26 protein-coding genes and 7 tRNA genes are annotated in these 26,379 nt (G+C 41.7%); 5 read left to right on the forward strand and 28 right to left on the reverse strand.

The features are described 5' to 3' along the window. Positions 1-26 precede the first annotated feature (26 nt). Positions 27-102 (reverse strand) — tRNA-Glu (locus ACWIWK_RS00870). Positions 103-231: 129 nt separating this feature from the next. Here ACWIWK_RS00870 and ACWIWK_RS00875 point away from each other — a divergent pair. Further along, positions 232-891: a DUF305 domain-containing protein gene (locus ACWIWK_RS00875; RefSeq protein ID WP_454149992.1), complete on the forward strand. Its 660-nt coding sequence runs from the start codon at positions 232-234 to the stop codon at positions 889-891. Positions 892-914: 23 nt separating this feature from the next. Further along, positions 915-2,006, forward strand: a complete 1,092-nt coding sequence (gene prfB, locus ACWIWK_RS00880; RefSeq protein WP_454149994.1) for a peptide chain release factor 2 — start codon at positions 915-917, stop codon at positions 2,004-2,006. 13 nt (positions 2,007-2,019) lie between these two features. Here the strand turns inward: prfB and ACWIWK_RS00885 are convergent. The 3 genes from ACWIWK_RS00885 to ACWIWK_RS00895 form a co-directional block, all read right to left on the reverse strand. Beyond that, positions 2,020-2,106 (reverse strand) — tRNA-Leu (locus ACWIWK_RS00885). A gap of 25 nt (positions 2,107-2,131) precedes the next feature. Then, positions 2,132-2,216, reverse strand: a tRNA-Leu gene (locus ACWIWK_RS00890). An 87-nt stretch (positions 2,217-2,303) separates the two neighbouring features. Further along, on the reverse strand, positions 2,304-2,612 hold the full coding sequence (locus tag ACWIWK_RS00895) for a F0F1 ATP synthase subunit C (protein WP_454149995.1): 309 nt from the start codon (positions 2,610-2,612) through the stop codon (positions 2,304-2,306). Between the two features lie 274 nt (positions 2,613-2,886). On the opposite strand from ACWIWK_RS00895, the gene ACWIWK_RS00900 reads away from it, so the two are divergent. Next, positions 2,887-4,989: a methyl-accepting chemotaxis protein gene (locus tag ACWIWK_RS00900; protein WP_454149997.1), complete on the forward strand. Its 2,103-nt coding sequence runs from the start codon at positions 2,887-2,889 to the stop codon at positions 4,987-4,989. 41 nt (positions 4,990-5,030) lie between these two features. On the opposite strand, the gene ACWIWK_RS00905 is transcribed toward ACWIWK_RS00900, so the two are convergent. The 16 genes from ACWIWK_RS00905 to ACWIWK_RS00980 form a co-directional block, all read right to left on the reverse strand. Beyond that, positions 5,031-5,480, reverse strand: coding sequence for a hypothetical protein (locus ACWIWK_RS00905; RefSeq protein WP_454149998.1), 450 nt, complete (start codon positions 5,478-5,480; stop codon positions 5,031-5,033). A gap of 13 nt (positions 5,481-5,493) precedes the next feature. Further along, the gene (locus tag ACWIWK_RS00910) at positions 5,494-6,348 is read right to left on the reverse strand and encodes an ABC transporter ATP-binding protein (RefSeq protein ID WP_454150000.1); all 855 of its coding nucleotides are present in this window, start codon (positions 6,346-6,348) and stop codon (positions 5,494-5,496) included. Then, complete coding sequence (locus ACWIWK_RS00915; protein ID WP_454150002.1) at positions 6,349-7,452, reverse strand: MlaE family ABC transporter permease; 1,104 nt, start codon at positions 7,450-7,452, stop codon at positions 6,349-6,351. A 24-nt stretch (positions 7,453-7,476) separates the two neighbouring features. Then, positions 7,477-8,406, reverse strand: a complete 930-nt coding sequence (locus ACWIWK_RS00920; protein WP_454150004.1) for a lipid A biosynthesis lauroyl acyltransferase — start codon at positions 8,404-8,406, stop codon at positions 7,477-7,479. A 12-nt stretch (positions 8,407-8,418) separates the two neighbouring features. Then, positions 8,419-9,606, reverse strand: coding sequence for a lipopolysaccharide heptosyltransferase I (waaC, locus tag ACWIWK_RS00925; protein ID WP_454150006.1), 1,188 nt, complete (start codon positions 9,604-9,606; stop codon positions 8,419-8,421). Between the two features lies 1 nt (position 9,607). Further along, positions 9,608-11,089: a Ppx/GppA phosphatase family protein gene (locus ACWIWK_RS00930; RefSeq protein WP_454150008.1), complete on the reverse strand. Its 1,482-nt coding sequence runs from the start codon at positions 11,087-11,089 to the stop codon at positions 9,608-9,610. Positions 11,090-11,101: 12 nt separating this feature from the next. Continuing rightward, positions 11,102-11,353 carry a YfhL family 4Fe-4S dicluster ferredoxin gene (locus ACWIWK_RS00935; protein WP_454150010.1) on the reverse strand — a complete coding sequence of 84 codons (252 nt, stop codon included), beginning with the start codon at positions 11,351-11,353 and terminating at the stop codon, positions 11,102-11,104. A gap of 50 nt (positions 11,354-11,403) precedes the next feature. Next, complete coding sequence (locus tag ACWIWK_RS00940) at positions 11,404-12,111, reverse strand: hypothetical protein (RefSeq protein WP_454150012.1); 708 nt, start codon at positions 12,109-12,111, stop codon at positions 11,404-11,406. Between the two features lie 20 nt (positions 12,112-12,131). Next, complete coding sequence (gene argJ, locus ACWIWK_RS00945; protein WP_454150014.1) at positions 12,132-13,352, reverse strand: bifunctional glutamate N-acetyltransferase/amino-acid acetyltransferase ArgJ; 1,221 nt, start codon at positions 13,350-13,352, stop codon at positions 12,132-12,134. Next, the gene (locus ACWIWK_RS00950; protein ID WP_454150015.1) at positions 13,345-14,481 is read right to left on the reverse strand and encodes a potassium channel family protein; all 1,137 of its coding nucleotides are present in this window, start codon (positions 14,479-14,481) and stop codon (positions 13,345-13,347) included. The genes argJ and ACWIWK_RS00950 overlap by 8 nt, the downstream gene beginning before the upstream one ends. 16 nt (positions 14,482-14,497) lie before the next feature. After that, positions 14,498-14,686, reverse strand: coding sequence for a 50S ribosomal protein L28 (rpmB, locus tag ACWIWK_RS00955; protein ID WP_454150016.1), 189 nt, complete (start codon positions 14,684-14,686; stop codon positions 14,498-14,500). 62 nt (positions 14,687-14,748) lie between these two features. After that, positions 14,749-14,825: transfer RNA gene (locus tag ACWIWK_RS00960), tRNA-Asp, on the reverse strand. A 66-nt stretch (positions 14,826-14,891) separates the two neighbouring features. Further along, positions 14,892-14,967: transfer RNA gene (locus ACWIWK_RS00965), tRNA-Val, on the reverse strand. A 58-nt stretch (positions 14,968-15,025) separates the two neighbouring features. After that, positions 15,026-15,100: transfer RNA gene (locus ACWIWK_RS00970), tRNA-Glu, on the reverse strand. A gap of 18 nt (positions 15,101-15,118) precedes the next feature. Beyond that, positions 15,119-15,194, reverse strand: a tRNA-Lys gene (locus ACWIWK_RS00975). 153 nt (positions 15,195-15,347) lie between these two features. Beyond that, positions 15,348-16,715, reverse strand: a complete 1,368-nt coding sequence (locus ACWIWK_RS00980; RefSeq protein ID WP_454151994.1) for a cation:dicarboxylate symporter family transporter — start codon at positions 16,713-16,715, stop codon at positions 15,348-15,350. 224 nt (positions 16,716-16,939) lie between these two features. On the opposite strand from ACWIWK_RS00980, the gene ACWIWK_RS00985 reads away from it, so the two are divergent. After that, on the forward strand, positions 16,940-18,160 hold the full coding sequence (locus ACWIWK_RS00985; RefSeq protein ID WP_454150018.1) for a malic enzyme-like NAD(P)-binding protein: 1,221 nt from the start codon (positions 16,940-16,942) through the stop codon (positions 18,158-18,160). A gap of 28 nt (positions 18,161-18,188) precedes the next feature. Here ACWIWK_RS00985 and ACWIWK_RS00990 read toward each other — a convergent pair whose 3' ends face one another. From ACWIWK_RS00990 to ACWIWK_RS01000, 3 genes are read right to left on the reverse strand one after another with little or no spacing between them, the layout of a single operon-like run. Beyond that, positions 18,189-18,917 (reverse strand): plasminogen-binding N-terminal domain-containing protein, encoded by a 729-nt coding sequence (locus ACWIWK_RS00990; protein ID WP_454150019.1) that lies wholly within the window; start codon positions 18,915-18,917, stop codon positions 18,189-18,191. Beyond that, complete coding sequence (locus ACWIWK_RS00995; RefSeq protein ID WP_454150020.1) at positions 18,914-19,585, reverse strand: NUDIX domain-containing protein; 672 nt, start codon at positions 19,583-19,585, stop codon at positions 18,914-18,916. The genes ACWIWK_RS00990 and ACWIWK_RS00995 overlap by 4 nt, the downstream gene beginning before the upstream one ends. Before the next feature lie 21 nt (positions 19,586-19,606). Beyond that, positions 19,607-20,809 carry a peptidoglycan DD-metalloendopeptidase family protein gene (locus ACWIWK_RS01000; RefSeq protein WP_454150022.1) on the reverse strand — a complete coding sequence of 401 codons (1,203 nt, stop codon included), beginning with the start codon at positions 20,807-20,809 and terminating at the stop codon, positions 19,607-19,609. Positions 20,810-20,976: 167 nt separating this feature from the next. Between ACWIWK_RS01000 and ACWIWK_RS01005 the strand changes: the two genes are divergently transcribed. After that, positions 20,977-22,410, forward strand: coding sequence for a M23 family metallopeptidase (locus tag ACWIWK_RS01005; RefSeq protein ID WP_454150024.1), 1,434 nt, complete (start codon positions 20,977-20,979; stop codon positions 22,408-22,410). 17 nt (positions 22,411-22,427) lie between these two features. Here the strand turns inward: ACWIWK_RS01005 and ACWIWK_RS01010 are convergent, their stop codons facing one another. The 5 genes from ACWIWK_RS01010 to abc-f all read right to left on the reverse strand — a co-directional run bounded on the left by ACWIWK_RS01010 (position 22,428) and on the right by abc-f (position 26,328). Next, positions 22,428-23,174 (reverse strand): hypothetical protein, encoded by a 747-nt coding sequence (locus ACWIWK_RS01010; RefSeq protein ID WP_454150026.1) that lies wholly within the window; start codon positions 23,172-23,174, stop codon positions 22,428-22,430. Continuing rightward, positions 23,175-23,339, reverse strand: coding sequence for a hypothetical protein (locus ACWIWK_RS01015; RefSeq protein WP_454150028.1), 165 nt, complete (start codon positions 23,337-23,339; stop codon positions 23,175-23,177). Between the two features lie 67 nt (positions 23,340-23,406). Next, positions 23,407-24,420: a DNA adenine methylase gene (locus tag ACWIWK_RS01020; RefSeq protein WP_454150030.1), complete on the reverse strand. Its 1,014-nt coding sequence runs from the start codon at positions 24,418-24,420 to the stop codon at positions 23,407-23,409. Beyond that, positions 24,417-24,659 carry a hypothetical protein gene (locus ACWIWK_RS01025; protein WP_454150032.1) on the reverse strand — a complete coding sequence of 81 codons (243 nt, stop codon included), beginning with the start codon at positions 24,657-24,659 and terminating at the stop codon, positions 24,417-24,419. Before ACWIWK_RS01025 ends, ACWIWK_RS01020 begins: the two co-directional genes overlap by 4 nt. Positions 24,660-24,696: 37 nt before the next feature. Then, positions 24,697-26,328: a ribosomal protection-like ABC-F family protein gene (abc-f, locus tag ACWIWK_RS01030; RefSeq protein ID WP_454150034.1), complete on the reverse strand. Its 1,632-nt coding sequence runs from the start codon at positions 26,326-26,328 to the stop codon at positions 24,697-24,699. Positions 26,329-26,379 lie beyond the last annotated feature (51 nt).

Consider the following 26,379-nt stretch of genomic DNA (forward strand, 5'->3'; position numbering starts at 1 on the left):
GATTGTGGTGTAGCAGTGAGGCTTTGTGGCGACCCCTGCAAGATTTGAACTTGCGTTCCCGCCTCGAAAGGGCGGTATCCTTGGCCTCTAGATGAAGGGGTCAAAAAACTATAAGCAATTTAGATTCACAAAATGGTAAATTCTTTACAATTTCTCTGCACTTTTATATGATTTTTGCTTTTATTACATTATAATTTAATGCCTTACAAAATTCAACCTAAAGGACACATTATGAAAAGTTTGTATGTATTTCTCACACTCACATTTGGAATGGCTACCCTTTTTGGTGCAGATGCACACGCGCATCACGACCATCACAATCATCACGCACAAGATTCCGCTCAAACAGAATCTGGTAAAATCATCGAGGCTATGCACGCTCCTATGCACGCACAAAAGCCCTCAAGCACAAAAAGCGTAGAGATTGACTTTTTGAGTGATATGATACCTCATCATCAAGGTGCGATTGACTCTGCTAATCTCTTGCTCCAAAAGGTAAAAAGTGGCAAGACAGCAACGCTCGCACAAAACATCATCAAAGCTCAAGAGGGTGAAATTGCAGAGTTCAAAGAGTTAATCGCTAACAAAAGCGTAACAACTACTAAAATTTCCTCAAAAGAGTATAAAGGCTTTGCTGAAAAAAATGCTAAAGCAATGGGTATGATGATGCACAGAATGGCGATTAAAGAAAGTGGCAATGTAGAGCGAGATTTCCTTGCAGCGATGATTGCACATCATCAAGGTGCGATTGACACTTCTACTATCGTGCTTGAATACACCAAAGATGAAAAAGTGCGCCAAATCGCACAAAAAATCATCGATGACCAACAAAACGAAATTGCCACTATGCAAAAACTTATAGACACCATTGACAAAAAGAAGCGTAAATAACACTTTGCTTACAAGAGGGCTGTTTGGATTCTTATCAATATGGCGAATTGCTAAAAACTTTGCAAAGCAAATACGCCACTATCGGCGAGATTATCAAGCCCTCTATTTTGCAAGAGGAGCTAGCCAAACTAGAGGCGTTAGAATCTGCGCCAAACTTCTGGGAAGACGCCAAAAGGGCTAGCGAAATATCCAAGCAAAAAACCAAAATCACCAAAACTCTCCAATCCTACACCACACTAGGCAACAATCTAAACGATAGCGCGGAGCTTTTTGAGCTAGCGAGCGCGCAGGGCGATAGCGATACGCTTGAATTGCTTTTCGCAGAATCAAGCGCGCTAGAATCCGCTATCTTGCAAGCCGAGCTAGAGATTTTGCTAAACTCCCCAAATGACGCGCTCAACGCCATTATCACTATTCAGCCCGGAGCGGGTGGCACAGAGGCGCAGGATTGGGCGAGTATGCTCTATCGTATGTATCTACGCTGGGCGGAGCGGCGGGGGTATAAAGTCGAGATTTTGGATTATCAAGACGGCGAGGAAGCGGGAATCAAAGGCGCGGCATTTATCATTAAAGGCGAAAATGCCTTTGGCTATGCAAAGGCGGAATCAGGCGTGCATAGGCTAGTGAGAATCTCGCCCTTTGATTCTAATGCCAATCGGCACACGAGCTTTGCAAGCGTGCAGGTAAGCCCTGAAATCAACGATGACATAATAATCGAGCTAGAGGAAAAGGACTATCGCATCGACACATATCGCGCAAGTGGCGCAGGCGGACAGCATATCAACAAAACCGATTCTGCCATTCGTATCACGCATTTCCCAAGTGGCATAGTCGTGCAATGCCAAAATGATAGAAGTCAGCACAAAAACAAAGCCACCGCGCTAAAAATGCTCAAATCCAAACTCTATGAAATCGAGCAGGCAAAGCAAAGAGAGAGCGCAAACACGGGGGAAAAAAGTGAAATCGGCTGGGGACACCAAATCCGCTCCTATGTGCTAGCCCCCTATCAGCAAGTCAAAGATTTGCGCTCAAACTACGCTACAAGCGACACGGCAGGGGTTTTGGACGGGGATATAGACGCGCTCATCGAATCGGTGCTGGTGATGAAAGAATAAACTTAAAATAAGATGGTGCCGAGGGTCGGACTTGAACCGACACAGGGTTGCCCCTACCAGATTTTGAGTCTGGCGCGTCTACCAATTTCACCACCCCGGCAATTAAAGCATAAAGATAGAATCTATGGTGCGCTGAGCGAGACTTGAACTCGCACGAGTTGCCTCACCACCCCCTCAAGATGGCGTGTCTACCAATTCCACCACCAGCGCGTAAAACAAATACAATTCTAAAACAAAAATAAAAAATGCTAGATTCCCAAAATGACAAAGCATTAAAGAGAATCTAGCGCAAAATTCTTATGATAAGAATGGATTGCTATAAAGCGCAATAATCGCCAAAACTAGCGTATAAATCACTTGTGCTTCGATAAGTGCAAGCGCGATAAACATCGTTCCTAGCAATTTACCGCTGATTCCGGGATTTCTCGCTGTCCCTGAGATTGTCGCTGCAGCTGCGTGCCCCATACCAATCGCACCACCAAGTGCCGCGATACCAACGCCAATCACAGCTCCAGCTGCAGAATATGACTTAATCATATCTACACCTAAATCTTGGGCAAATGCCACGCCGACCATACCAACAACTAAGAGCAATAAAGCTTTCATTGCATACTCCTTGTCAAGTTAATTTTACTCAAAGCCATTTCGGATTACTCCCCTACTAAAACTTTGGCGTGTTAATTGTAGCAAGGCTTTTATAAAAGAATGTTTAAATGAGCGATTTTTATGCGTAAAATACCTCAAATCCACACACAATCAATCTCTCATTGCTAAATTTCACGCTAATTAAGCCCTAAGTATTGATATTCGCCCTGCCCTTATGCTACAATACGGCGACTTTAAAGTCAAAATATATAAACCTACAAGGAGAGAGAAAGAAATGGGATTCTTAAAAAACATTAGTCTTGCCACTAAAATGGTGTTATTTATCAATGGGATTGTGTTTGTTTGTTTGACAATAATGGCATATATTATTTATCAACGCTCTGCTGATGTGCAAAATAATGAAAGCAACGCACTTATCGCTAATATCGCAGAAAAATATGCGTTTTATATGGAAGGGGCGATGGGCGATGCCATATCGAGTGCGAGGACAGCTCGAGTGCCTATACAAGAGCTGTTGGCTACGACAAAAAATCAAAATATGCTTGAGAAAATTATGCTAGGCTCGCTTAATTCCACTACCACAGCAAGCTGGACATATCTGTATCTAAAGGACACAAGCGTGCTAGGCGGAGGTATCAATAACTCTAAGCACCGCTTACCAAATGGAGAAATGCTTATCCTCGCTGAATCTCCAGAAAATGACCTCTCAGCCGATGGGCAAATAGTCGATGCAGACCCTATAATAACAGGCTTTAGGGGTGTGCAACTCGCATTTGAGCGTGGAAAGGTCTCTGTAAGCCCACCTAACCACAAAACCGTCAATGGCAAACAAATGTATGGAATCTCTATCAATATCCCTGTGTGGGATTCTAGTAATTCTAAAGTTATCGGGGTTATCGGCGTGCTTGTGCGCACCAAAGAATTTAGACAATACATTATTGATAGACTTCATCACGGACATATCAAGGGTGCATTTCCATTCCTCCTCCAAGATGATGGGACAATCATCTTACACGAAAATGAAAGCATTCAAGGACAAAATCTCGTTGATGTGAATAAAGACTCAACTGTCGCCCCAATGCTTAAGGCTTCAAAAGAACACAGAAGTTATGTGGATATATATCGCACTACTCAAGGATTGGAGGGCTATGCTGCGTTGCATTCCTTTGAGGTATTACCCGGTAGTGATGTGTATTGGAGTATGATTATCGCTGCTCCAGAAGATTCTGTGCTTGCCCCTGTGAGAAACCTGCGTAACATTATCGTGCTCTCAGCATTTATCTCGCTCCTTGTTATCGCGGCGATTATGCTTTGGTATGTGAGAAACAAAGTGGTGGCAAGGATTGGTAAAATTGGTCATTGCTTGCGCGATGTCTTTAAATACCTCAACTTTGAGACTTCTACCAAGCCTGCGTTGCTTAAAATTGTCGATGCTTCTGATGAACTCGGGCAAATGGGCGTAACGCTGAATGAAAATATCGAGCGCACCCAAAAATCCCTCGACCAAGATGCCAAACTCATAAAAGAAGTGGTCAATATGGTAGAGGAAGCCAAAAAGGGGCGATTTGGTGGCAAGATAGAGACTTCAAGTGGCAATCCTCAAACCAATAGGCTAAAAGATTCTTTGAATGAGATGAGTAACGCGCTCTATGAGCTTGTCGGTGGCAATTTGGAGAATCCATCAAAAGTCTTTGCCTCTTATCAGCGAAACGACTTCACACCAAGAATTGAGAATCCTCAAGGATTAGAAAAAGGTGTGAATCAACTCGGGGATTCTATCGTGCAAATGCTCCAAGATTCAGCGGCGTTTGCCAAAGAACTCGGCGAGCAGAGCAAGATACTCGAAGAATCAATGGCGCGCTTAACCGAAGGCTCTCAAAAGCAAGCAAGCTCACTAGAGCAAAGTGCTGCTGCAGTAGAGGAGATTAGTAGCTCAATGCAAAATGTCAGTGATAAAACCACAGAATGCACACATCAAGCTGAAGATATTAAAAATATTGTAGGAATGATTAAAGACATCGCAGACCAGACAAACCTCCTCGCGCTTAATGCCGCTATTGAAGCTGCACGCGCGGGTGAGCACGGGCGAGGATTTGCTGTGGTGGCTGATGAAGTGCGAAAACTCGCAGAGCGAACTTCTAAATCACTGGGCGAAATCGAAGCAAATGTCAATATATTGGTGCAATCTGTCAATGAAATGAGTGAATCTATCAAAGAGCAAACCGAAGGATTAGGACAGATTAACGAAGTAATCGCTCAACTAGAAAGCGTAACGCAAGAAAATGTCGAAGTGGCAAATGCGACAAATGAAATCACTAAGAGAGTAAATGGTATCGCTGATGAAATCTTAGAAGATACAAACAAGAAAAAATACTAGGGTCTAGGGGGAATCCCCCGCCCTAAATATCCCAAAACTCCCTACCTAAAAAACTCCACTTTAGTCTTACCAAAGAATTTATTATCGCTGTATTTCGCCCACAAAATTTCTAGTGCGTAGATTTCCCCGCTCAACGCTTTGGCATAGGGGAATTTTTGATAATACAATCTCTCTTGCTCTTTGGTGGCATTTCCAAATTGCGCGCGAATCTGCGCACCCTTAATAGCGAGGAGTTTAAGCGTGCTTTTGGCGATATTTATCCCCACAATGCTAAAAGTTTGTGCTAGTTGTATATGGCGCGTTGTTGGCTCGCTTTTAATGATAAGTGCGAGATTCTCCTCATCAAAAGCATAAAAACAACTCGCACTATGCACGCCACCACAAAACTCTTTAGATTTTTGATTTTCTTTGGATTCTCTTGCTTGTGGTTCTCGCACGCTAAGGCTTAGGCAATACTGCTTTGTGAGGAATTTTTTTAACCTTGTATCCACCGCGCGTGCAACCTTATTGTAAAATGCGCTCTCCACGCTTGTTGGAAAAAAGTTTAGTTTGCAAATTGCGCGTAGTGTATTCTTGCAGTGAGCCATCAAAGGCAATGTGAGAATCTTCTAACAAAATAAACCTATCCACCGTGTCTTTAATAGAATCTAAATCGTGCGTTACCATTACAATGGTAATGTTAAGCACTTCACGCAAATGCAAAATAAGCTCATCAAATCTCTGCGCACTCTCTGGGTCTAGCCCGCTTGTGGGCTCATCTAAGAATAAAATATCAGGGCTACTAATAAGCGCGCGTGCAAGTGCGGCACGCTTTTTCATACCACCACTTAGCTCACTTGGAGGCTTTAGTGCGGAGCTTGCGGGCAATCCCACAAGCTCAATCCAAAATAACGCGATTTTATCAATAAGCGCGGGCGGGAAATATCCCTTTTGGCTAAGTGGCACACCGACATTATCAAGCACGCTCATTGAGCTAAAAAGTGCGCCAAATTGAAACATCACCCCACATCTATCTAAAATAAGGTTACGCCTATTTGGCTCTAGATTCCAAATATTTTGAGAGAAAATGTTGATTTCGCCACCACTTGGCTTTTTAAGATAAAGCATCGAGCGCAAAAGTGTGCTTTTACCACTACCAGAGCCCCCCAAGATTCCAAAAATTTCGCCTCGCTTCACGCAAAAGTTTAAATCCCTATGGATTGGCAACCCATCATAATCCGTGCAAAGCCCTCTTGTCTCAATGAGTATGTCGCCACTTATATCAATCTCGCTCTTTTGTGTTTTAAGGAGATTCTTCGTAATCTCGCGTGTATGAGATAGTCCCCTAGCGATATTACTTGAGAGTTTCTTTATGCCCATTCACACTCCTAATGCAGTAACAATAAATGAAAAAACCGCATTGATAAATATAATGAAAAATATCGCATTTACCACGCTTGCAGTAGTTTCTTTGCCCAAAGATTCTGTGTCATTATCCACGCGTAATCCACGATAGCACCCAACCAACGCAATAGCAAGCCCAAAAAACGGGGCTTTAGCAATGCCAACGAGAAAATGTGAAATATTCACAAATTCATAAAACCGCTCCCAAAACTGCGTAAAGCTAATGCCTGCTTGCACATTGAGTGCGAGCATCACAGCAAGCAACCCCACCAAATCCACCAAAAACACCATTAAAGGCATCATAAGCACAAGCGCGAAGATTCTGGGCGTGATGAGATAATCTATGACATCAAAGCCCATAGATTGAAGCGCGTCATTTTCCTCTGTGATTTTCATCGCGCCAATTTGTGCGGTAAATGCCGAAGCCGAACGCCCAGCAATCACTAACGCCATCACAAATGGACCGAGCTCGCGCAATGTGAGCTTGCTGACAATCTCCACACTTAAAATTGGCGTGCCCATTTTGGCGAGCTGGATTGCTCCTTGCATAGCGATGACATAGCTTACTATCATACTTACCACGAGCACCAAAGGCAAAGCTAAAACTCCGCTATGCCAAATATGATAAAAGATAGAGGCAACTTTAAAATGTCTCTTTGGCTGTGTGATGCTTACAAAAAACCGCCAAATACAAAGCCCTGTAAAGTTTAAAAAATCCACACTTTTCTCAAAAGTCTCTTTTAGTGCGTGAATAAAATGCGTTATATCATCGATAAAGGTAGCAGGCTTTTTGGGTGGGATATAACCCTGTGGAAAATCCTCTAAAATAGCAAAAATCTCTTGTGTGCGTTTATTTTGGTTGATAAAGCTATGGGGTTTGTGTTGCAAAATATCTTTTAATAACGCGCAAAAAGCAAAATCAATCGTTGGCTCTAAGCCAAAATCAATCTCCACTTCACTTGCCCTTGCAAGAAGGGTGCTGAGCGCATTGAGATTTGCCTTTTTGGTGGTGAAAATCCACTCGCCCTTAAGCGCAACGCGTAAAATGGGAATCTCTTGCCTCACTTCAAATCCACACATTCAAAATCCCCTTGTCCTATAAATTTAGCGCGTATAAATTTTAGAATAAAATGATTTAAATCGTTTATGAAACCAAAAATAGCTCGAGGGGTTAGATTCTATCACGCTTTGCACCACATCAGCTTGAGCCTGTGTAGCGTGCAAAATATCATCTTGCAAATTTGTAGAATCTCTCGCATAAATTGGCTCTTTAAACTCCACATTATAGCGCGAATAATCCTCATTGTAGTCAATAAAAACAGGCACTATTGCCACCTTAAAACGGCGAGAAATCACAGAAGCAATAACCGTATGCGTAGCACGCTTGCCAAAGAATTTCACTTCAACGCCCTCACTTGAACCGATGTTTTGGTCAATTAAGATTCCCACAAGGGCATTTTTTTGGCTATACATTTTGATTAAATGTCGCATCGCACCTTTTTTGTCAATCATTTTTACACCCTTTAGCTCTCTGTGCTTAATAATAAGCGCGTTGATACTCTCAAATTGCGTAAGCCTGCCAAGTGAAGCCATTTGACACATTGTATAGCGTGGGGGTAAAATACTCGCCATAGCTTCCCAATAGCCAAAATGCGCAGAAACCAAAATCGCTCCACCATCGCGTGCGATAGAATCTACAATAAAATGTTCGTTGTGAAATGAAAATCGCTCTTCATAAGTGGCAGTATGCAAAAATGGAAGGCGCACAGATTCTAAAAGGATAAAGACAAAATTTTGATAACACCGCTTGATGATTGCACGCTTTTGCTCCTCGCTCATACTTTGCTCAAACACAAAGTCTAAATTCGCTCTAGCGTCATTTTTGCGCCGTTTATCAAGCGTATTTAAAACCCACGCCAATGCCTTAATATGAAAAACAAAAAAACTATGAGGAATTTTTGCTAAAAAAAATCCAAGCGCAGTAGTAAAGCCATCTAAAATATAAAAGGCGCATTTATTCAACAATTTTGTCAAAACAACCTCCTTTTAATCCCTTGAGGTGCTAGATTCTAAAAGTTGTAAAGCGCAATATGCAATTTGACTTGGCAAAATATCATTGATAGAAAAATCATCTTTTTGATAGCGTGGATTTTTGTTTTCACTCAGAGCGATATTTTGAGGACTAAGAAGTGCAAACCGCTCCATTGGCGTGCTCCCATACAGCGTGATAGAAGCGATGCCTAACGCCCACGCTAAATGTGTGATGCCTGTATCCCCACCAATGACAAGATTCACACGCGTAATGAGTGATTTGACCTCATCAAGAGAAAGATTTGTAACCGTCGTAAGCGTGAGATTGTCCTTTTGCTTCACTAGGCTTATAATCTCCTCGCATTTTGTGGGCTCACTATGAGCTAAAAGCACAATTTGGACATTTTTGTGTTGTGTGCGCTTGAGCTCATTTGAAATAATATCAATACATTCTGCAAAAAGCCTTGTAGCATAGCATTTTGTGGGATTTGAAGATTCCAAAACAAGCAGGATTTTTGGGTATGGTAAAAGTGCTGGCGTGCTCGCCTCAAAATCAAAACTCCTCGTGCGCAAAGAAAGCATATCATCAAGCAAGGTGCGTGGAGAGGAAAAATCTTGTAGCGATTGTGGCAAAGAGAAAGAATCTAAAGATTTTTTCGAGATAGAATGAGACGCACCAAAATGTTCATTGATAATCTCTAAACTTTGATGAAGTAAGAGTGCGTTTCTTACCAAAATATGCTCTTTATATGCAATATGCACGCGATTAGTGTAAAAAAATGCACTAAGAGATTCCCTCGCGCTACGCGCACTAAACCCTACAAAAAATCGCTTTTTAATAAACTTGCCTATGAGCGCGGACTTCATAAGCCCCTGCATATCAATAAGCACATCAAAAGGCTCTAATGTGCTTAATTTTTTAAGTTGAGAGAAAACTTGCTTTATGGGGATATGTTTCATAGTGAGTATATGGAGGTCATCAATTTGCGGGGAATGCTCTAAAATCCCAGCAAACCGAGAATCTACAAACCAAGAAATATGTGGTTTAAAGCCATTTTGCCTAAGTGTATTTCTAAAATTCGCCAAAAACGCAGCACTCACAACGCAATCTCCAAGACTTGAGAGGCGAATAATACCAACGCGCAAGGGCTTAAATCCAATGTGATATGTGGTGTTTTGTTTTAAATCCTCTCCCGTTGGCATTCTATTCCCTAATGATTTCTATTTCAAGGCTGTTTAATGGTTTTTGCAATTTTTGTAATCCCTCTTGCGCAAGGTAAAGCGGTGCAGTGGTATATACACGCAAGGTGTGATGATTAAGCTCATAGCGCACTTTCGTTGGCACTTGGGTTTTGAAAATACAATGCGTTAATCCAATAATAAAACTCATCCATTGCAACTTTTCAAGCTCCATTATTGAGCCTTTTGAGACAAAATCTTTAAGAAGCGGGGCGGTTTTTGGGATTTTTCTATCACTAAATTCCACCAAAAGCTCGATAATCACGCGTTGCGTATGTGAGAATCCATACTCCAAACCATTAAGCAAAATATATGAGCCGTGCAAATTGCTTTGATAAAAATTAAGCACATTGCCAATGGGGCTCAAAAATGCGCCAACGCCGAGCAAGTAGCGCAAATCCTCCTTGCACCTATGCAATGGCAACAGCGTATCAAAAAGGCGCAATGCCTCAACCTTTAATAACCGCGCGAATTTTGGCTCTAAACAGAATCTATCTTGGATACTCATTACACAGGGATTGCAATCAGGAGGAAAATGCAGGCGTTGATTACGCAATAAATCATTTAAAAACACACCCTCCCTTACGCCTGCACCACTTGTAATGATATTCTCCGCGCGCAGATGCTCTAAAAATAAATCAAAAATAAGCACACCACTTCTAATGCTATCAAGTCTATCTGGGGTAACTCCAAGTGATTCTAACTTATGAATGGGAGCACTATAAATCTTTTCAAAAAATGCTCTGTGGGTTTTGGTATCAAACTCATAGCCGTGAAGACGCGGGAATGGATACTCCTCATCTTTCATAATCGTCCTTGCCAACGCCCTAATCGTCCCACCAACGCCAAATACCACCGAATGCTTAAAATGCTCGGGTATTTTTGCCATTTCATTTGTGATAAATTCCTTTGCCTTTTTGATTTCAGCATTTTTATCAAAAAAGAGTTCTTTAATGCGTATCGTGCCCACATTAAGCGAAATGGTATCAATGATTTTGCCATCTTGTATGAGCGCACACTCCGTGCTCCCACCACCAATATCAATAGTAACGCCATTTTTAGCGTGCAATAAATTCGCACACGCAATCCCGCCATACATCGCCTCGCTTTTGCCATCGATGACTTTTATGGCAAGTTTGCATTCTTTTTTAACCCGCGCTAAAAACTCTTTAGAATTTGGCGCATCGCGAATGGCTGAAGTCGCCACGCAAAATATTTTACGCGCCTTATGCGCCTTAGCAACCTCTAAAAACTCTCTTAGGGCGTTGATAGCTCGTTGCATTGGAATCTCTTGTAAGATTCCATTATGCTCATAGCAACCCTCTGAAATACGCACTTTAGATTTAATCTCATATAATAAATGGAATCCAAAGCGACTTGTGCGGCGAAAAATCGCCATTCTCGCAGAGTTTGAGCCAATATCAATAACCGCTGTAATCTTTGCCATTTATACCCCTTGCTACTCACCCTTTTGGAGTTGCTCGAATTTATAACGCAATTCCTCGATATTTTCCATATTATCAGGGTCTGAGACTATCGCATCAACGGGACACACGCTAATGCAATTTGGCTCATCATAACTACACACACATTCTGTGCATAAATCAGGGTCTATCATATAAAATGGGTCATCTGCATCAATCGCACTATTTGGGCACTCCTCACGACACGCATCACACGCGATACACTCATCAGTAATCATTAACGCCATACTTTCTCCTAAAAAATAGAAATTAAAGAGTATTTGTAGCTAAAATCTTTTTAATTTACCATTAAAAATGAAAACCTTATATCAAGTGCTTGTGAATTTGATACAAAATCACTACAAATAAGCAAAGAATTGGGTGTCGCACTTAGAAGTTGCTCAAAATTTTGCTTTGGTAAAAATACTGCTCGGGCTTTGGCAAAAATAGCCTTTTTCAGCTCGTTTGTATCGCGCGTAAGCACGATTGGCAAAAGTCTTAGCTTGCACGCCATTACAAGAAGAGAATCAAGCTCCTTGCCACTCACAAAGCTACTATCAATAAGCACACAATCCGCACCATATAGTGCAGATTCTATCATTTGATAGGGTTTGAGAAAAATATCTTTGTGGAGGATAAGGTTTGTGGTGTAACGGCGCGTATGGCTAAGAAACTCCAAATGCTCAAACACACTATCACTAAGCCTTTCGTCATTTTGAGAATCGAATGCGCGTATATGCTGATAGATTCTAAAGCTATCAATGGTGATTAAATCTTTGCTATCTAGGCTTTGTGCGCATTGTATAAACTTATGCAATTCACAGGGCTGTATTATCACGCTTTGTTTTGAAGTCTTGACTTTGAGCTCCTCAAATGAGTCAATGCGCGAGGTAAAAGGACTATACGCAAGTGTGCGCCCAAGTGAATCATAATCCAACACAGCTTCCCTTGCGTTAAGCGCGTTAAGCGCGTCTGAGAAATGGCGTATATCATAGAGAATCTCCATACAAACCCCAAATAAATGCCTTAAGAGCGGTAATCTGAGTTTATTTCTACATATTTATGCCCTAAATCGCAACCATACGCAGTGTATGCGCCATCGCCTATGCCTAAATCACACACTATGGCAAACTCATCTTGCTCCATTGCCTTTGTAGCTTTAGATTCTGTTTGTTCATCAAAGAGAATTGCGCCTTTTTTATACACTTCCACGCCAGCAATGCTAATGCTTAAAAGCTCCTCTTTCGCGCTCACTCCACACGCTCCAATCGTGCTAGCAATGCGCCCCCAATTTGGGTCTTTACCAAAAATGGCGGTTTTGACAAGCAAAGAATTGCTTAAAGCCTTTGCCGCAACTTTTGCCTGCGCGCTATCTCTCGCTCCGCACACCTTAAAGGCAACCACCTTGCTTGAGCCCTCGCCATCACGCACAATATCAAGGGCAAGTTTGTGCGTTACCATATCAAGGGCTTTGGCAAATGCCTCTTTATCATACGCTCCACTTTTAGCATTGCTTAGCAAAAACACCGAATCATTGGTGCTTTTATCGCCATCTACGCTAATGGCATCAAAGTTTGGCTTAGCAATAGATTCTAAAAGCTCTTTGGCATCTTGGGTGGGAATGTCCGCATCAGTAGTGATAAAACACAGCATTGTGGCAAGACTTGGAGCTATCATTCCAGCACCCTTTGCCATAGCTCCAAGTGTAAAAACCTTGCCATTTTCCAACTCGACTTTAAGTGCGATTTGCTTGCTAAAAGCATCGGTGGTTCGTATCGCATCTGCAGCGCGATTTGGAGCATCGCTATGGAGATTCTCAAAACAAAAGTTGCTAAAAGATTGGATAATCTTTTGCTTTGGCAGGCGCACGCCTATCACGCCTGTGCTCGCCATAATGGGATTTTGGATAAAGCTAAATTGCGATTGCAAAGCGGTCGTAATTTCACAAATATCCTGCACGCCAGCTTCTCCTGTCATAGCATTAGCATTTTTTGTGGTGATGAGTAAAAAATTGCTACGCGCTTGATTATGAGAATCTACACAATGTTGCTTAAAATGCACGATTGGTGCGGCGGCAAAGGTGTTGGTAGTAAAGAGTGCGTTAGCATTAAACCCATCTTGTGCATAGATAAACGCGACATCAAGCGCGTCATTTGCCTTTAGCCCTGCGCTTATGCCATCAGCTATAAATCCATTTGGCGCGCTTACGCCACCTTTAATGGGAAAAATAGAGAATCCACTAGACATAATCCACCTCCTTTGGCTTTTGATTACGCATAATAAGCCTTTTGGTGAGTTTAATATCCTCTGAAGCTCCAATCACAAGCATTTTACACTCACTTGTAACCACCGTGTCATCTTTTGGCATATTGATATATTTGCCATCTTTTTGTGTGATTCCCACCACAGAGATATTTGCCACATCACGGAAATGCGCTTCTTTGAGTTTGCGTAGCACAAGCCAGCTGTATCGTGGGATAACGATTTCTTCTAAATCAAGCTGTGTGTTGCGCTTGTATAAAAACTGCTCAAGCAAATTTTCCATATCAGGGCGGATTGCCATAGCTGAGATTCTTTGAGCTAAAAGGCGTGAAGCCGAAACCACAAAATCACAGCCTAGCTTTTTTAGCTTATCGGTTTCTTCTTGTGTGTTGGCATTTGCGATGATATAATAAGGCTTGCGGTTAAGCTCCTTTTCAAAAAGGCGCACACTAGCTATAAGTGCGATATTTTCTGCGATATTAGGCGAAAAGGTAACAATCCCCTTAGCCGAAGAAAGATGGGCCTTTAGCATTGAGACTTGACGATACGGGTCGCCTATGATGTAGTAGGGGTATTTATGCTTGCGTGCAGCAATCTCAAAGTCTGGTGTGTTATCCACCACCACAAAGGGAATCTGAGATTCTCTAAATTGCTTGGAGAGCTCGATTGTATGCTCGTTATGATAGCAAATCACATAATGATTGCTTAGTCGGCTAATGTTGTAAATCATATTTTGCTCCTTTATGAGGTTAATAAGGTTGCTGTTATTAAAAATACTCAAAGTAAAAGCCACGCTAAAAGTAACAATCCCCGCACCACTAATCATTAGTATCGCTGTGAAAATAATCGTAAGCGTGGAGAAATGTTTTTCATTAAGCGAACCAAATCCTGTGTTAGTAAAAGTATAAGTCGTTTGAAAAAACGCCTGCATCAAATCATAATCCTCAAGCACCAAATATCCAATCGTGCCAAAAATGATAAAAAGCTGTAATAAAATAAGTGGGATTCTAAATGGTTTTAACTGCGCGTAAAGCTCATCTCCCAAGCTGACATCTGCCTTGAAGTTATGCGGAGATTTCAGCTTTTTGGTGAAAAACTTTGATTGCTTAGGCAAGGGGTTGCCTTAGATTCTAGGATTTTTTTCTCATCGTGCGAAGTGTTGAAGCTGCTACTTTCGCGCGAAAGCTAGTGCCATCATCAAGCTTAATGCGAATAGAGCGTAAGTTTGGGAGGCTACGGCGTTTAGTCTTGTTGTTTGCGTGGCTGACATTGTTTCCAACCATTGGTCCTTTAAATGTAAAAAAACACTTTTTTGCCATAGAATATCCTTTTGGTTTTTGTATTTTGTTCTGGTCTTTTGCACCAATTTTATCAAATCTAGTGGCGCAGCGGACGGGGCTCGAACCCGCGACCTCCGCCGTGACAGGGCGGCATTCTAACCAGCTGAACTACCGCTGCATTTTATTCCTTATAATGCCATAATGGGCATCTCCATTAACACAAGTTAGGATTATTAGACCTAAATGGTGGTCGCTATAAGACTCGAACTTATGACATCCACCTTGTAAGGGTGGCGCTCTACCAACTGAGCTAAGCGACCTCGTGCAGATTAACTCACACCAAGCCTCGCACACAAATGCAAATCCTAAAAGAACTTGTGGTGATCCCGAGGGGATTCGAACCCCTGTAGCCACCGTGAAAGGGTGGTATCCTAACCGTTAGATGACGGGACCATTTTATTGCTTATTTGGTGGTGACCCGTGTTGGATTCGAACCAACGGCCCATTCCTTAAAAGGGAATTGCTCTACCAGCTGAGCTAACGGGTCTTTTGTTTTTTGCAAACCGAAATTATAGTAACTTTGCACGGTTTTGTCAATAGGCATTATAAAATGCGACAAAAAGCCACGCAGAATCTAAGCATTTAGCAGTCCATTTTTCGCATTTATCGTGCAAAATACAGACAATCAAACTTATAGATTCTACAACACCCGAAATTCTTCAGGGTTATCAAGCGCGTAACGGAATTTTTCCATATCCACGCGCTTATCCCAAATGCTAACCATTACGCACGCTACGACATTTCCGCAGAGATTGCCCACGCTTCGCATTTCGCTTAAGAACTTATCGATTCCAAGTATGGCTGCCACCGTTACAGCAGGGATTAGGTGCGAGCCATCGCCCATCGTGAGCGCGGAGAGTGTCCCTGCTAGCACGATAAACCCGCTTCCCGTTACGCCCACTGCGCCCTTAGAGCTTATCATCAAAATAAGAATTAGCGTGATAGTTTGCTCGATAGTGATAGGAATGTCAAAGGCTTGAGAGAGGAAAATCACCGCAAGGCTTAGATAAATATTTGTCGCGTCCAAATTAAAGCTATACCCCACAGGCATCACAAGCCCCACGCTTGCCTTTTGGATTCCCGCTTTTTCGAGCTTACGCATTAGGGGGGCTAGCGCAGTCTCAGAGCTAGAAGTCGCAAAGACGACTAGCACCTCTCTATACACAAAGCGCATTAGTTTAAAAATATTGATTTTACCCATTAGACAGATAAGCCCCAAAATCACAAAGATAAAGGCAAGCACGGCAGCTGCCATCGTGAGAAGGAGCTGTGCCATACCGCTAATGGAGGCAAAGCCAAACTTAGCGATTAAAAAAGCCATAGCCCCAAATGTCGCTAGTGGCGAATACCAAATCAGCGCGGTTAGGACTTTGAAAAATGTCTCTTGCATAGATTCTAAGTAATTTAACGCCTTTTCTTTTATCGCAGGGCTTGTGAAACTTAGCACGATTGCCACGCAAATCGCCATTACAAGCACTTGGAGGATTTTACCCTCCACAAATGGCGTGATAGGGTCGTGGGGAATGGCTGTTTTTAAAATGTGCAAAATCTCTCCGCCAGCACTACTTGGCATACTTGAGCCCTGCGCGATATAGCCCGCCACATCTCCAGAATCTAGAGATTCTACCTTTAAGTGCATTCCGTGCCCGGGCTTAATAATCTCGCCAAAAAGCACGCCGATGACAAGCGCAAAGGTGCTCACCACCTCAAAATAAATCAGCGTCTTTAGCCCCAAACTCCCCAAAGTCTTTAAGTCCTCTAGGCGCGTGATACCCGTGATGATGGTAAGGAAAATGATAGGTCCCATTAAAAGCTTTAGCCCTTTGATAAAGGGGTCGATAGTGTATTCTTTGCTAGCTATGCTAAAATGGTGAAAAAAGCTGATTATGCCGTTGTTGGTGGCATTTGGTGCAGTATCATAAAAGCTCCCAATGCTCCCAAACACCACGCCTAAAAAAATACCAATAAACACCCAAAACACAAGACTTCTCGCAATACCCTTGCTCATTTGTTGCTTTTGTTTGTAGCTACCTTCGTTGCTTTTTGTTATCATTGCTTCCCTTTGTTTTTATATGCGGATTTAGTATGCCCTAAAAACCTTTGTTTCTTGCTTAAAAGTTTAAGTTAAGTTTATCTTAAATGAAAATTTGTAACGAATTGCGCGGGATTTATCCCATTTTTAATAAAGTTTTGCTACAAATTTAAGGAATTTTATGCCACAAGGAGAGCAAAATGCAAACAGACTTAGAAAACCTCAAAAAGAACTATCCTCAAGCTCTATCCTACCACAAGGGAGGAAAGGTGAGAATCCAACCCAGCAAAGCGTTAGATTCTGTTGATGAGTTAGGCTTAGCCTACACACCCGGTGTGGCTGTGCCCTGCAAACAAATCGAAGCAAACCCACTAAGCGCGTATGACTACACTTCTAAGAGTAATCTTGTAGCTGTCATCAGTAATGGCACAGCGGTGCTAGGGCTTGGTGATATTGGTGCGCTTGCGAGCAAACCTGTAATGGAAGGCAAAGCGATTTTGTTTAAAACTTTTGCGGGGATTGATTCATTTGATATTGAAGTGAATGAAAAAAATGTAGATAAGTTTGTCGAGGTAGTCAAGGCTATTGCGCCCACTTTTGGTGGTATCAATTTAGAGGATATTAAAGCTCCAGAATGTTTTGAGATTGAGCGTAGATTAGTTGAAGAGCTTGATATTCCTGTGATGCACGATGACCAGCACGGCACAGCGATTATCTCCACAGCGGGAATCATCAATGCCCTGCACTTGCTTAAAAAAGAAGCAAAAGATATGCGTATTGTCGTTTTTGGCGCAGGAGCATCGGCTATCGCGTGCGCGCGAATGTATAAGGCATTAGGTATAGGAGAAATTATAATGTTTGATTCTAAAGGCGCGATTACCAAGGATAGAAGTGATTTAAACGAAATGAAAAAAGAATTTGCCGTGAATGGACGCTATCCCACATTCAAAGACGCGCTTAGAGGAGCTGATGGGCTTTTGGGACTTTCAAAAGCAAATCTACTCAGTGAAGAGGACATAAAAGAGATGAACGAGAATCCACTCATTTTCACACTAAGCAATCCTATCCCTGAAATAATGCCCGATGTGGCAAAACGCGCCCGCCCTGATGCGATTATCGCCACAGGCAGAAGCGACTTCCCAAACCAAATCAACAATGTGCTAGGATTCCCATATATCTTTAAAGGTGCGCTCAATGTGCGAGCTCGCAAGATAAATGAGGAAATGAAATTTGCTGCGGCAAATGCCATTGCAAAACTTGCAAGAGAGCCAATCACAAATAAATTACAAAAACTGCTAGGACATAGTGTGAGTTTTGGTAGAGAATATTTGCTCCCATCAGCCTTTGATGAACGACTAAATGAAGTCGTATCTAATGCTGTGGCAAAGGCTGCGATAGAATCTGGAGTAGCGCGAGTATAAAACGAAGCCAAAGCCTTTGGCTTCATTATTACTTTGCTTCTCTTAGCAACTCATCATAAAAACTAAAATATTCTTTTGATTTGTTTGACTTAAATCGCCCGCCAAGTCGCTTATCTGGCGAGGTAATGCGAGAAAAAAACGGATTTAGTGTTTGCGTTGTGTCATTTTGTGCTGGGAGATTTTGTGATTCTAAAAGCACGAAACTCTCGCAATCAAGCACTTTCACACCCACGGAATCCATTATAAAAAGTAATCCCACACTATAACGAGGACAAAACTCCCTAAAAACCTTAGGGCTTGGGTCATTAAGATTTTTTTGTTTCATAAATGCGGCAAATAAATCGATGTGCATAAACTGCACTTGAGAATTAGAGCGCACGATATGCTGGTAGCTTTCTTGGTTTGGGGCAATGGCAATACCACGATTATAAAAACTCCTAAAAATCACACTATCGCCGATTTTAGGCGTAGCAGATGGTGTGGGAAGGTATTTTTGTGGGATTGCATCAAAGGCACTAAACTTCGCGGTGGCGATTTTGTCTTGTATGCCTGTTATATGCGCTTTGGCGATGATGATTTCATATTCTTTGCTTTGTGTTAGCACAATCCCGCTTTCACCAACCCTGAGATTCCCCGCTTCAAAGGTTATTTCACTGCCCTGCACGGATTGTATGCTCTTTTTTAGTGCTTTTGTTTCTATTGCCTGCAAAGCACAGACGCAAAGTCCCCATATCAAAAATATCCATATTGCTTTCATTGTATTTTTCCTTTTTTTGTGGTGTGTTGTAAAAACCATAAGATTCCAAATCCAAGACCCGGCGTCTTTATGTATGATGAATTGTGTAAAAACGCCTCCAAATCCGCCCGAGCGATAAGCACACTTTGGATAATCTCGCCATCTACTCCACCACCTCGCAAGATTCTGTCATTTTGTGTAACGGCAGCATAAAAAATATATTGCTTCGCTCCGCTTGTGCCGACTGAAGTGTGAAATTCCGCCACGCTATGGAGTTGCTCTGGGTTAAGTTGATACCCACATTCTTCTTGGACTTCCTCTGCTGCGACTTCTTGTATGCTTTTATCGCATTTATCTAGCAAGCCCGCACACAACTCATAAGTATAGCCGTCATTTTGTCCATTCACACACACAGGCGGACGAAATTGCACCACCACCACTAACGCATCAATATCTATGCGGTGTAAAATAATCGCCACTGAATCAAGGCTTTGAATAAAATCCCAAGTTTTTTGTATGCCATCTTCATTATAGCATATCCGCTTGGGTTTAACATAAACTGAATGCAGACATTCTTGCATAGACATATCGGTAATATGCGTGGGGACAATCCCTCTAACGCCTCGTGCGATTTGCTCACTAGACAAAACTACATCATCTTTTTGCAAGATAATCCTCTCATCAATCAAAGCAATCCATTTCAACAATGTCTATTGTTGTGGTTTGCAATCTATGCAAGATGGCAAGCTCACCATTAGAGAATCTTCTTGCGATTCTCCCGCTCTAGCCACAATAAGCTCAATTTCGTTCTTATACCCCTCCACAAGCGCAAAAAACTCTTGCTTTGCCTCTGGCGGAAGCTCTTTTGTCTGTGCTTTGATGCTACCTAGTGGATTTACAGGGCGATTGTTTTTATACACGCTAAAATGCAAATGCGGACCCGTGCTAAGCCCAGTAGAACCAACTCTAGCGATAAATTGCCCTCTTTTTACTTTTTGTCCTACTCGCAATTTTGGAGCAAATGAATTTAAATGCGCATAAAGCGTTTTTATACCTCCCTCGTGGCTAATCTCCACCACATTGCCATAACCGCCCTTTTTACCGACATACACCACCGTCCCATTACCCGCAGCACTTACCGTCGTGCCTTTAGGTGCAGCATAATCCACACCATAATGCGGACGCACAAATCCCAAGATAGGGTGTTTGCGTCCTAATGAATATTTAGAGCTAATACGCGCACCAATAATAGGGATATTAAGCAAAAACCCCTCGATTTCCTTGCCGTTAATATCATAATAACGCCCATTGGTAAAAGCAAAAAGATAGTTTGGCTTTTTGCCAGTCTCTATCATCGCTGCTTTAATCTGTGCGTTACCCAATGGCTTGCCCAAGCGGTATTTACGATTATAAATAAGCGCAAGATGGTCGCCCTTATGCACCGCGCTAGAGAAATTCACGCTATTTTTATACGCGTTAATAAACTCATTAGCCAATCCTGTATCATCGGTAAGCTCTAAAATATCTTGATATGCGGATTTTTGGATAGATATAAGGAGCTGTTGCTCACTTTGGAAATACGAAACGGGCGTAAAATCAATCTTATAATGGTCGTTGTAGCGAAAAATGTGAATCTGCATACCATCGCCAATAGGAATGAGGGCTTGGACAAGATTATTTTCATTATCAAGTGCGGTATAATAACGCACACCTGCATAAATCTCGCTAGTAAGCTCCCTATCAGTCGGGGACAAGTCATAAAACACGCTCGTTGGGATATTGTATCGTTGAAAAAACCCAAACAAAGTATCACCGCTTTGCCAGATTCCATCACTCACAACCGCACCAAAAGCACTTACAACCAATAACTTGGTAGCAAAAAGCCACCCACACAACATTTTAAAAAACTTCATACTAGGAATCTCCTTATTTCTAAGCATTTTTACAAACAACTAACAATCAAAAACGCCTATATTAACACAAAAATTTCAAATTTGTATAAAAATAATGCCTAAAAATAGCCTTTTAAGCTATTTTTTCATACAATATCATTTTTAAAATCAAAAATCTAGGAAACACTATGCTGACAAAAAGAGGAATCTTTATCGCATTTTTAAGCCTTATTATTGCGTTTTTTGTGCTCTATATTATTAGCAATGCTATTTTTGAGCGCAATGGACCAAGCCTTGATAACACTCCCCCAGAATTTTGGAATCTAAAAGATGAAATTGTGCTTGAATTTAGTGATGAAAGTGGCATTAAAAGCTATGAAATAGAGCTTTTCTTAGACAACGACTTGCTCGTGCATAATAAGGAAGTGGTGCTCAATAAATCCAAAAAACTCAAACTCCCACTGCCAAAACCATCGATTGAGTTAAAAAATGGCGTAGTGGTTGAATACAGGGTGAAAGTCAATGATTGGAGTAATGCCAATCTTTTTATTGGCAATAGCTCAAGTGTAAATATTTTCCTCGTTGTCGATAAAGACGCTCCACAAGTGAGAATCTTTGGCACTTCTCCACAGATTAGGCGCGGTGGAAGCGCGTTGGTAGTATTTAGCGTCAAAGATATTGCGCTAGATTCTGTTGTATTAAGCAATGGCAAAGATGAATTTAGCGCGTTTGAATACAATGCGACAGAATTAAAACTTGAGGAAAATGAAAAGCTCTATGCCACTTTAATAGCGTGGTCATTGCCTAACACCTTTTTTGATGGCAAGATTATCGCCAAAGATAAAGCAAATAACACCACAAAAATTTCCCTCCCTATCGCCAAAAGTTTCACTAATCCCATTATGAAGTCTAACATTCACCTCAAAGAGCAATTTCTCAACACCAAGATTCCAAGTTTGCTCGAACTCATTGGCAAAAAGGCAACAGACTTCAATGATGATAAAGAACGATTTTTATTTATCAACGAAATAATGCGCAAAGATGATGAGCGTCAAATCCTAGAAGCAACCAAAAATAGCACTATCACTAAAAATTATCTTGATTCTGTTTTTGCTTTTAGACCGCTTAGAGGCGCGCTCACTGTCGGGACATTTGGCGATGAACGAAGTTATTACATCAATAAAGAATTGCTTAATATTTCCTATCACTTGGGCGTGGATTTAGCAAGTGTGAAGAACGCGCCGATTTTTATCTCCAATGACGGGCTAGTCGTCTTTAAAAAGTATCTTACCATTCACGGACAAACTGCTATTATCTATCACGGAATGGGAATGTTCTCACTCTATGCACATATGGAAGAATCTCCGCTAAAAGTAGGCGATAGAGTGTATATAAACGATGAAGTCGGGCGCACAGGCTCTAGTGGATGGGCGTTTGGCGACCATTTGCACTTGGAGATTCTCATTCAAGGAATCCCTGTGATGTGCTCGAAAGAATGGCTTGCTCCAAGCTGGGTAGAGAGCAACATTAACGCCGTGCTTCTGCAAGCCTTGCAAGATTTTAAAGATTCTAAAGAGGGGCGAGAGGATAGCTCCCTTATGACGCCACAAAGCCAATTTTAATATGAATCATCGCAAAATCAATCCTCCAATCTTTGCATTAACTCCGCCTTATTACAAAGCCAATTTTGCATTTTATTAAACTCGCTTTCCAAGCCAATCCCCTGAATATAAATGTCATCAAGTTGGCCAATCTTCTTATTTTCTTTGAAATCTTTTAGATTTCCCACGCCATCGATATAAATGTCATACTCTGGCTCTGTGGCGATGATTTTTTGCATTCTCTCACACGCCTCTGCGGATAGCTTTTTGGCGCGTGCTTTAGCCCAATCGCTTGTGCTTTTATCGCTCTCGTCTCTCCACCAAAGACGATGACAGCTCATAAAATCGCCATATTCACAGCCTTGTTTATATAGTTTGTTTTTTATTTCCAAGTCATCGCTAGAAGATGCCAAATTATAACACGCACCACCATATTTCCCATCACAAGCTTTTTTTAATGGTTTTTTGTATTTGTCATCGTGCTCGCCGTGCAGCAAATACCCCAAAGCCGCACAATCACGCATATTTCCGCTATCACACGAATTTGATAGATTTGCAAAACAGCGTTTTTTCTCATCGTTGATTTTGCTTACAAATTCATCATCTTCATCATCACTTGGCCAATCCCAATGCGCGTGATATATCCCGCAAAATCCCTCCCGCGCAAAATCATAGTTTCCAGAACCAAAATATGCCGAATCTATGGCAGATTGATTGCCACTATGGCAACCCACAAGCGCAAATATAGGCACGAATGCTAGCAATCTTAAAATTTTGTCAAACATTTACTCGCCCCTGCTCTCCAAATATTCCTCATAAGTCCCGCGAAAGTCGATGATTTTGGCGGGCAAACTTACACCACTAGAATCCACGCACGGCACTAGCTTGATTATGCCAAATATTGCAAATCCAAACTGCGTAATTTCTGTAAATCTTGCACATCTTTTCATCTCATACTTCCTTTTCTTGGGCTTCGTTTTTAAAGTTTGATAAAATTTGGATTTTATCAAAAACACACTAATTCTTTCGCAAAATATGCAAATACTCGATTGTGGATTCTTGCCTTTGTGTGCGGGTAGAATCTGCCTTAAAGCGTTGGTAGATTTTGCTTGTTAGCTCGTATTTGCCGTATTTGTGAAAAAGCCTTGCGATTTGTTCTAATCCTAAAATCCCCTCATCATTGTAGCTTAAGAAAATCCACTTAAAATCCGCGTTTTTGATAAGATTTTCTAGCGCGTTTAACGCACTGCCCTTTTTGCAAAAATCACTTTTTGCATACTCGCGAAGTCCTGTTTTGCCCTGTGGTTCAAAATCATCATACAAAGCGATTGTGTTTAGCAAATGATAGTTTGCGCCGTATTCACGGGCATTATAAGGCGGGTCAAGGTAGAGAATATCGCCTGAAATTTTGGCGATCAAATCACTTGCATTTTTATTAAAAACTTCGTGTGAATTATCGTTAATCTCGTAATTTGCGCCCTTAAATTCCATAGTTTTAAGCGCGGATTTTTTAAGATTTTTTAGAAACGCACCATAGACTGAAGCCACATTTGCGACTTTATCGGCGGATTCTAGCAGTGAAGCGAGCAAAAAATAATACACATTAGAATCTATGGCGTTTTGTTGCTTTAAATTCTCAATCTGCGTGCGAATCGCATCGATTTTTATTGCGTTAAAATCGCTAAAATATAGTCTTTTGTGTTCTTTATTTGCCGTCCCACCTAGCGCGTAATTTTCATAGATTTTGCCCTTTATGCCTTGCAGGTTGTTGAGATTTGCCACAAGCGCGTCTAGATTTTGTATCGGCGTGTGATTTGCTATGTAGTTTTTATTCAAAACAAAGCTATAAAATTCCCTATCATTTGCGATGACTTTGCGCACCTTGCGCTTAAAAGCCCTACCAATAGCCCCTGTCCCCGCAAACAAATCACAAAATACGCATTCGCGCAATGGCTTAGATTTTTCCACTTTTTGCGTGATAGAATCCACAATAAAGCCACTTAACTTTAATTTAGAGCCTATGTAGTTCATTTGGATTGCAAGATAAGTTTTCTATGTGTTCTATTCTCATCACAAGTTTGACAAAATTTGGAAATACCATATTTGTAGGTTTTTCTTGCTTCATCTGATTTGTTTTCAAAATGGTATCCTTCATTTGCTAAATCTCTAATAATGGCTACGTGCTGACTGCTAAGATTGCCAAAATCACACACAGCGCAATGCCACTCACCATCTTTTAAAATATCCAAAATTTGTTCACTATTTTTCATTTTATTATCCTTGTTGTTTTTTGTAAATTAAACATTTTTACTCGCCCTTACTCTCCAAATATTCCTCATAAGTTCCGCGAAAGTCGATGATTTTGGCGGGCAAACTCACGCCGTTTTTATCGTTTTTGTCAACCTGCGGGATTAGCTCGATTATGCGATTTGAGTATGCGTCAATCAACTCTCTATCGTGGCTTACGCAAATCACATTCCCGCTAAATTTATACAACGCCTCGCCAAGCGCGATGATAGACTCCAAATCCAAGTGATTTGTCGGCTCATCTAACACTAAAAAATTCCCGCCCTCAAGCATTAGCCTGCTTAGCACCATTCGGTGTTTTTCGCCACCGCTTAGGCGATTTACCTGCTTTTCTTGCTCCTCGCCACTAAAAAGCATTCGCCCAAGCGCATTGCGGATTTCGCCCGCTTCCTTGCGCTTATCAAATGCCCTTAGCCACTCAAAGAGTGTTTCTTCGCCCTTTATTTCCTCGCTTACATTTTGTGGGAAATAGCCTCGCTGTGTAGTCGCGCCCCATTTCACAAATCCGCTATCTGGATTCAAGACTTCGACAAGGATTTGCAACAAAGTGCTTTTCCCCACGCCATTTGGTCCAATCACTGCGATTTTATCGTTTGGCAAAATCTTTAGCGAAACATTTTCTAGCACCTTTTTATCGCCATAAGATTTGCTGATATTCTCGCATTCTAGGGCTTCGTTGCCGATTGTGCGATTTGGCTTAAACACTATGCTAGGGTCGCGCCGTGAGCTCACTTTAAGCGCGGAAATATCAAGTTTTTCTAACTGCTTTTGTCGCGAAGTGGCTTGCTTTGCCTTACTCGCATTTGCGCTAAATCGGGCGATAAAGTTCTCTAATTCCTCTTTTTCTTTGAGCTTTTTATTGCGCTCGGCTTCTTGCTGTTTGGCAATCAAGGTGCTTGCGATATACCAATCATCATAATTCCCGCTAAACTCGCGCACACCGCCAAAATCCATATCCAAAATATGCGTGCAGATAGAATTTAAAAAATGCCTATCGTGGCTAATCACCACGATTACGCCCTCATAATGCTTTAAGTTGTTTTCCAACCACGCGATTGAGGGCAAATCAAGGTTGTTTGTGGGCTCATCGAGCAATAAGATTTCAGGCTTTGGAAACAGCACTTGCGCTAAAAGAATCTTAAATTTATCCCCGCCTGTAAGGCTACTCATAAGGTTTTGGTGGCTTTTGGCGGGGAATCCCAAATCCTCCAAAATCCGCTCAATCACCACTTCGCACTCATAAGTAGGGTCTTCCTCCGCGCAAACTATCTCCAAATCGCCTAACTCGTTATTTACCTTTTCATCGCTTAAATCGCCATTTTCATAGAGCCACTCTTTGCGCTTGATTGCGTCATAGAGGCGTTTATTGCCGATAAGCACGGCGTCTTTTAGGCTTAGATTTTCATAGGCGTATTGGTCTTGTTTGAGCACGCCAAGCCTTGCATTTGGCGCGATTACCACTTCGCCGCTTGTGGCTTCGTCCTCGCCTGAGAGAATCTTTAATAGCGTAGATTTTCCCGCGCCATTTGCACCGATAAGCCCATAGCGTTTGCCACAATCTAGGCTAAGATTCACATTTTCAAAGAGCTTTTTGGTGGGATAGCGCATTGAGAGATTGATTGTTTGGAGCATTTTTTGTCCTTAAAGTAAGAATTTCACACAAAACGCGCTATTATAACAAAA

Source organism: Helicobacter sp. 23-1048 (assembly GCF_053654545.1).

Excerpts from the sequence above, each read along its gene's own strand:
- rpmB (WP_454150016.1), bottom strand. The coding sequence starts at position 14,686 with ATGGCAAAAAAGTGTTTTTTTACATTTAAAGGACCAATGGTTGGAAAC.
- ACWIWK_RS00985 (WP_454150018.1), top strand. The coding sequence starts at position 16,940 with ATGCAAACAGACTTAGAAAACCTCAAAAAGAACTATCCTCAAGCTCTA.
- abc-f (WP_454150034.1), bottom strand. The coding sequence starts at position 26,328 with ATGCTCCAAACAATCAATCTCTCAATGCGCTATCCCACCAAAAAGCTC.
- argJ (WP_454150014.1), bottom strand. The coding sequence starts at position 13,352 with ATGTCTAGTGGATTCTCTATTTTTCCCATTAAAGGTGGCGTAAGCGCG.
- ACWIWK_RS00980 (WP_454151994.1), bottom strand. The coding sequence starts at position 16,715 with ATGAGCAAGGGTATTGCGAGAAGTCTTGTGTTTTGGGTGTTTATTGGT.
- ACWIWK_RS00895 (WP_454149995.1), bottom strand. The coding sequence starts at position 2,612 with ATGAAAGCTTTATTGCTCTTAGTTGTTGGTATGGTCGGCGTGGCATTT.
- ACWIWK_RS01025 (WP_454150032.1), bottom strand. The coding sequence starts at position 24,659 with ATGAAAAATAGTGAACAAATTTTGGATATTTTAAAAGATGGTGAGTGG.
- ACWIWK_RS00990 (WP_454150019.1), bottom strand. The coding sequence starts at position 18,917 with ATGAAAGCAATATGGATATTTTTGATATGGGGACTTTGCGTCTGTGCT.
- ACWIWK_RS01020 (WP_454150030.1), bottom strand. The coding sequence starts at position 24,420 with ATGAACTACATAGGCTCTAAATTAAAGTTAAGTGGCTTTATTGTGGAT.
- ACWIWK_RS01005 (WP_454150024.1), top strand. The coding sequence starts at position 20,977 with ATGCTGACAAAAAGAGGAATCTTTATCGCATTTTTAAGCCTTATTATT.
- ACWIWK_RS00940 (WP_454150012.1), bottom strand. The coding sequence starts at position 12,111 with ATGGAGATTCTCTATGATATACGCCATTTCTCAGACGCGCTTAACGCG.
- ACWIWK_RS00915 (WP_454150002.1), bottom strand. The coding sequence starts at position 7,452 with ATGTGTGGATTTGAAGTGAGGCAAGAGATTCCCATTTTACGCGTTGCG.
- ACWIWK_RS00930 (WP_454150008.1), bottom strand. The coding sequence starts at position 11,089 with ATGGCAAAGATTACAGCGGTTATTGATATTGGCTCAAACTCTGCGAGA.
- ACWIWK_RS00935 (WP_454150010.1), bottom strand. The coding sequence starts at position 11,353 with ATGGCGTTAATGATTACTGATGAGTGTATCGCGTGTGATGCGTGTCGT.
- waaC (WP_454150006.1), bottom strand. The coding sequence starts at position 9,606 with ATGCCAACGGGAGAGGATTTAAAACAAAACACCACATATCACATTGGA.
- ACWIWK_RS01010 (WP_454150026.1), bottom strand. The coding sequence starts at position 23,174 with ATGTTTGACAAAATTTTAAGATTGCTAGCATTCGTGCCTATATTTGCG.
- ACWIWK_RS00900 (WP_454149997.1), top strand. The coding sequence starts at position 2,887 with ATGGGATTCTTAAAAAACATTAGTCTTGCCACTAAAATGGTGTTATTT.
- ACWIWK_RS00910 (WP_454150000.1), bottom strand. The coding sequence starts at position 6,348 with ATGGGCATAAAGAAACTCTCAAGTAATATCGCTAGGGGACTATCTCAT.
- ACWIWK_RS01015 (WP_454150028.1), bottom strand. The coding sequence starts at position 23,339 with ATGAAAAGATGTGCAAGATTTACAGAAATTACGCAGTTTGGATTTGCA.
- ACWIWK_RS01000 (WP_454150022.1), bottom strand. The coding sequence starts at position 20,809 with ATGAAGTTTTTTAAAATGTTGTGTGGGTGGCTTTTTGCTACCAAGTTA.
- ACWIWK_RS00875 (WP_454149992.1), top strand. The coding sequence starts at position 232 with ATGAAAAGTTTGTATGTATTTCTCACACTCACATTTGGAATGGCTACC.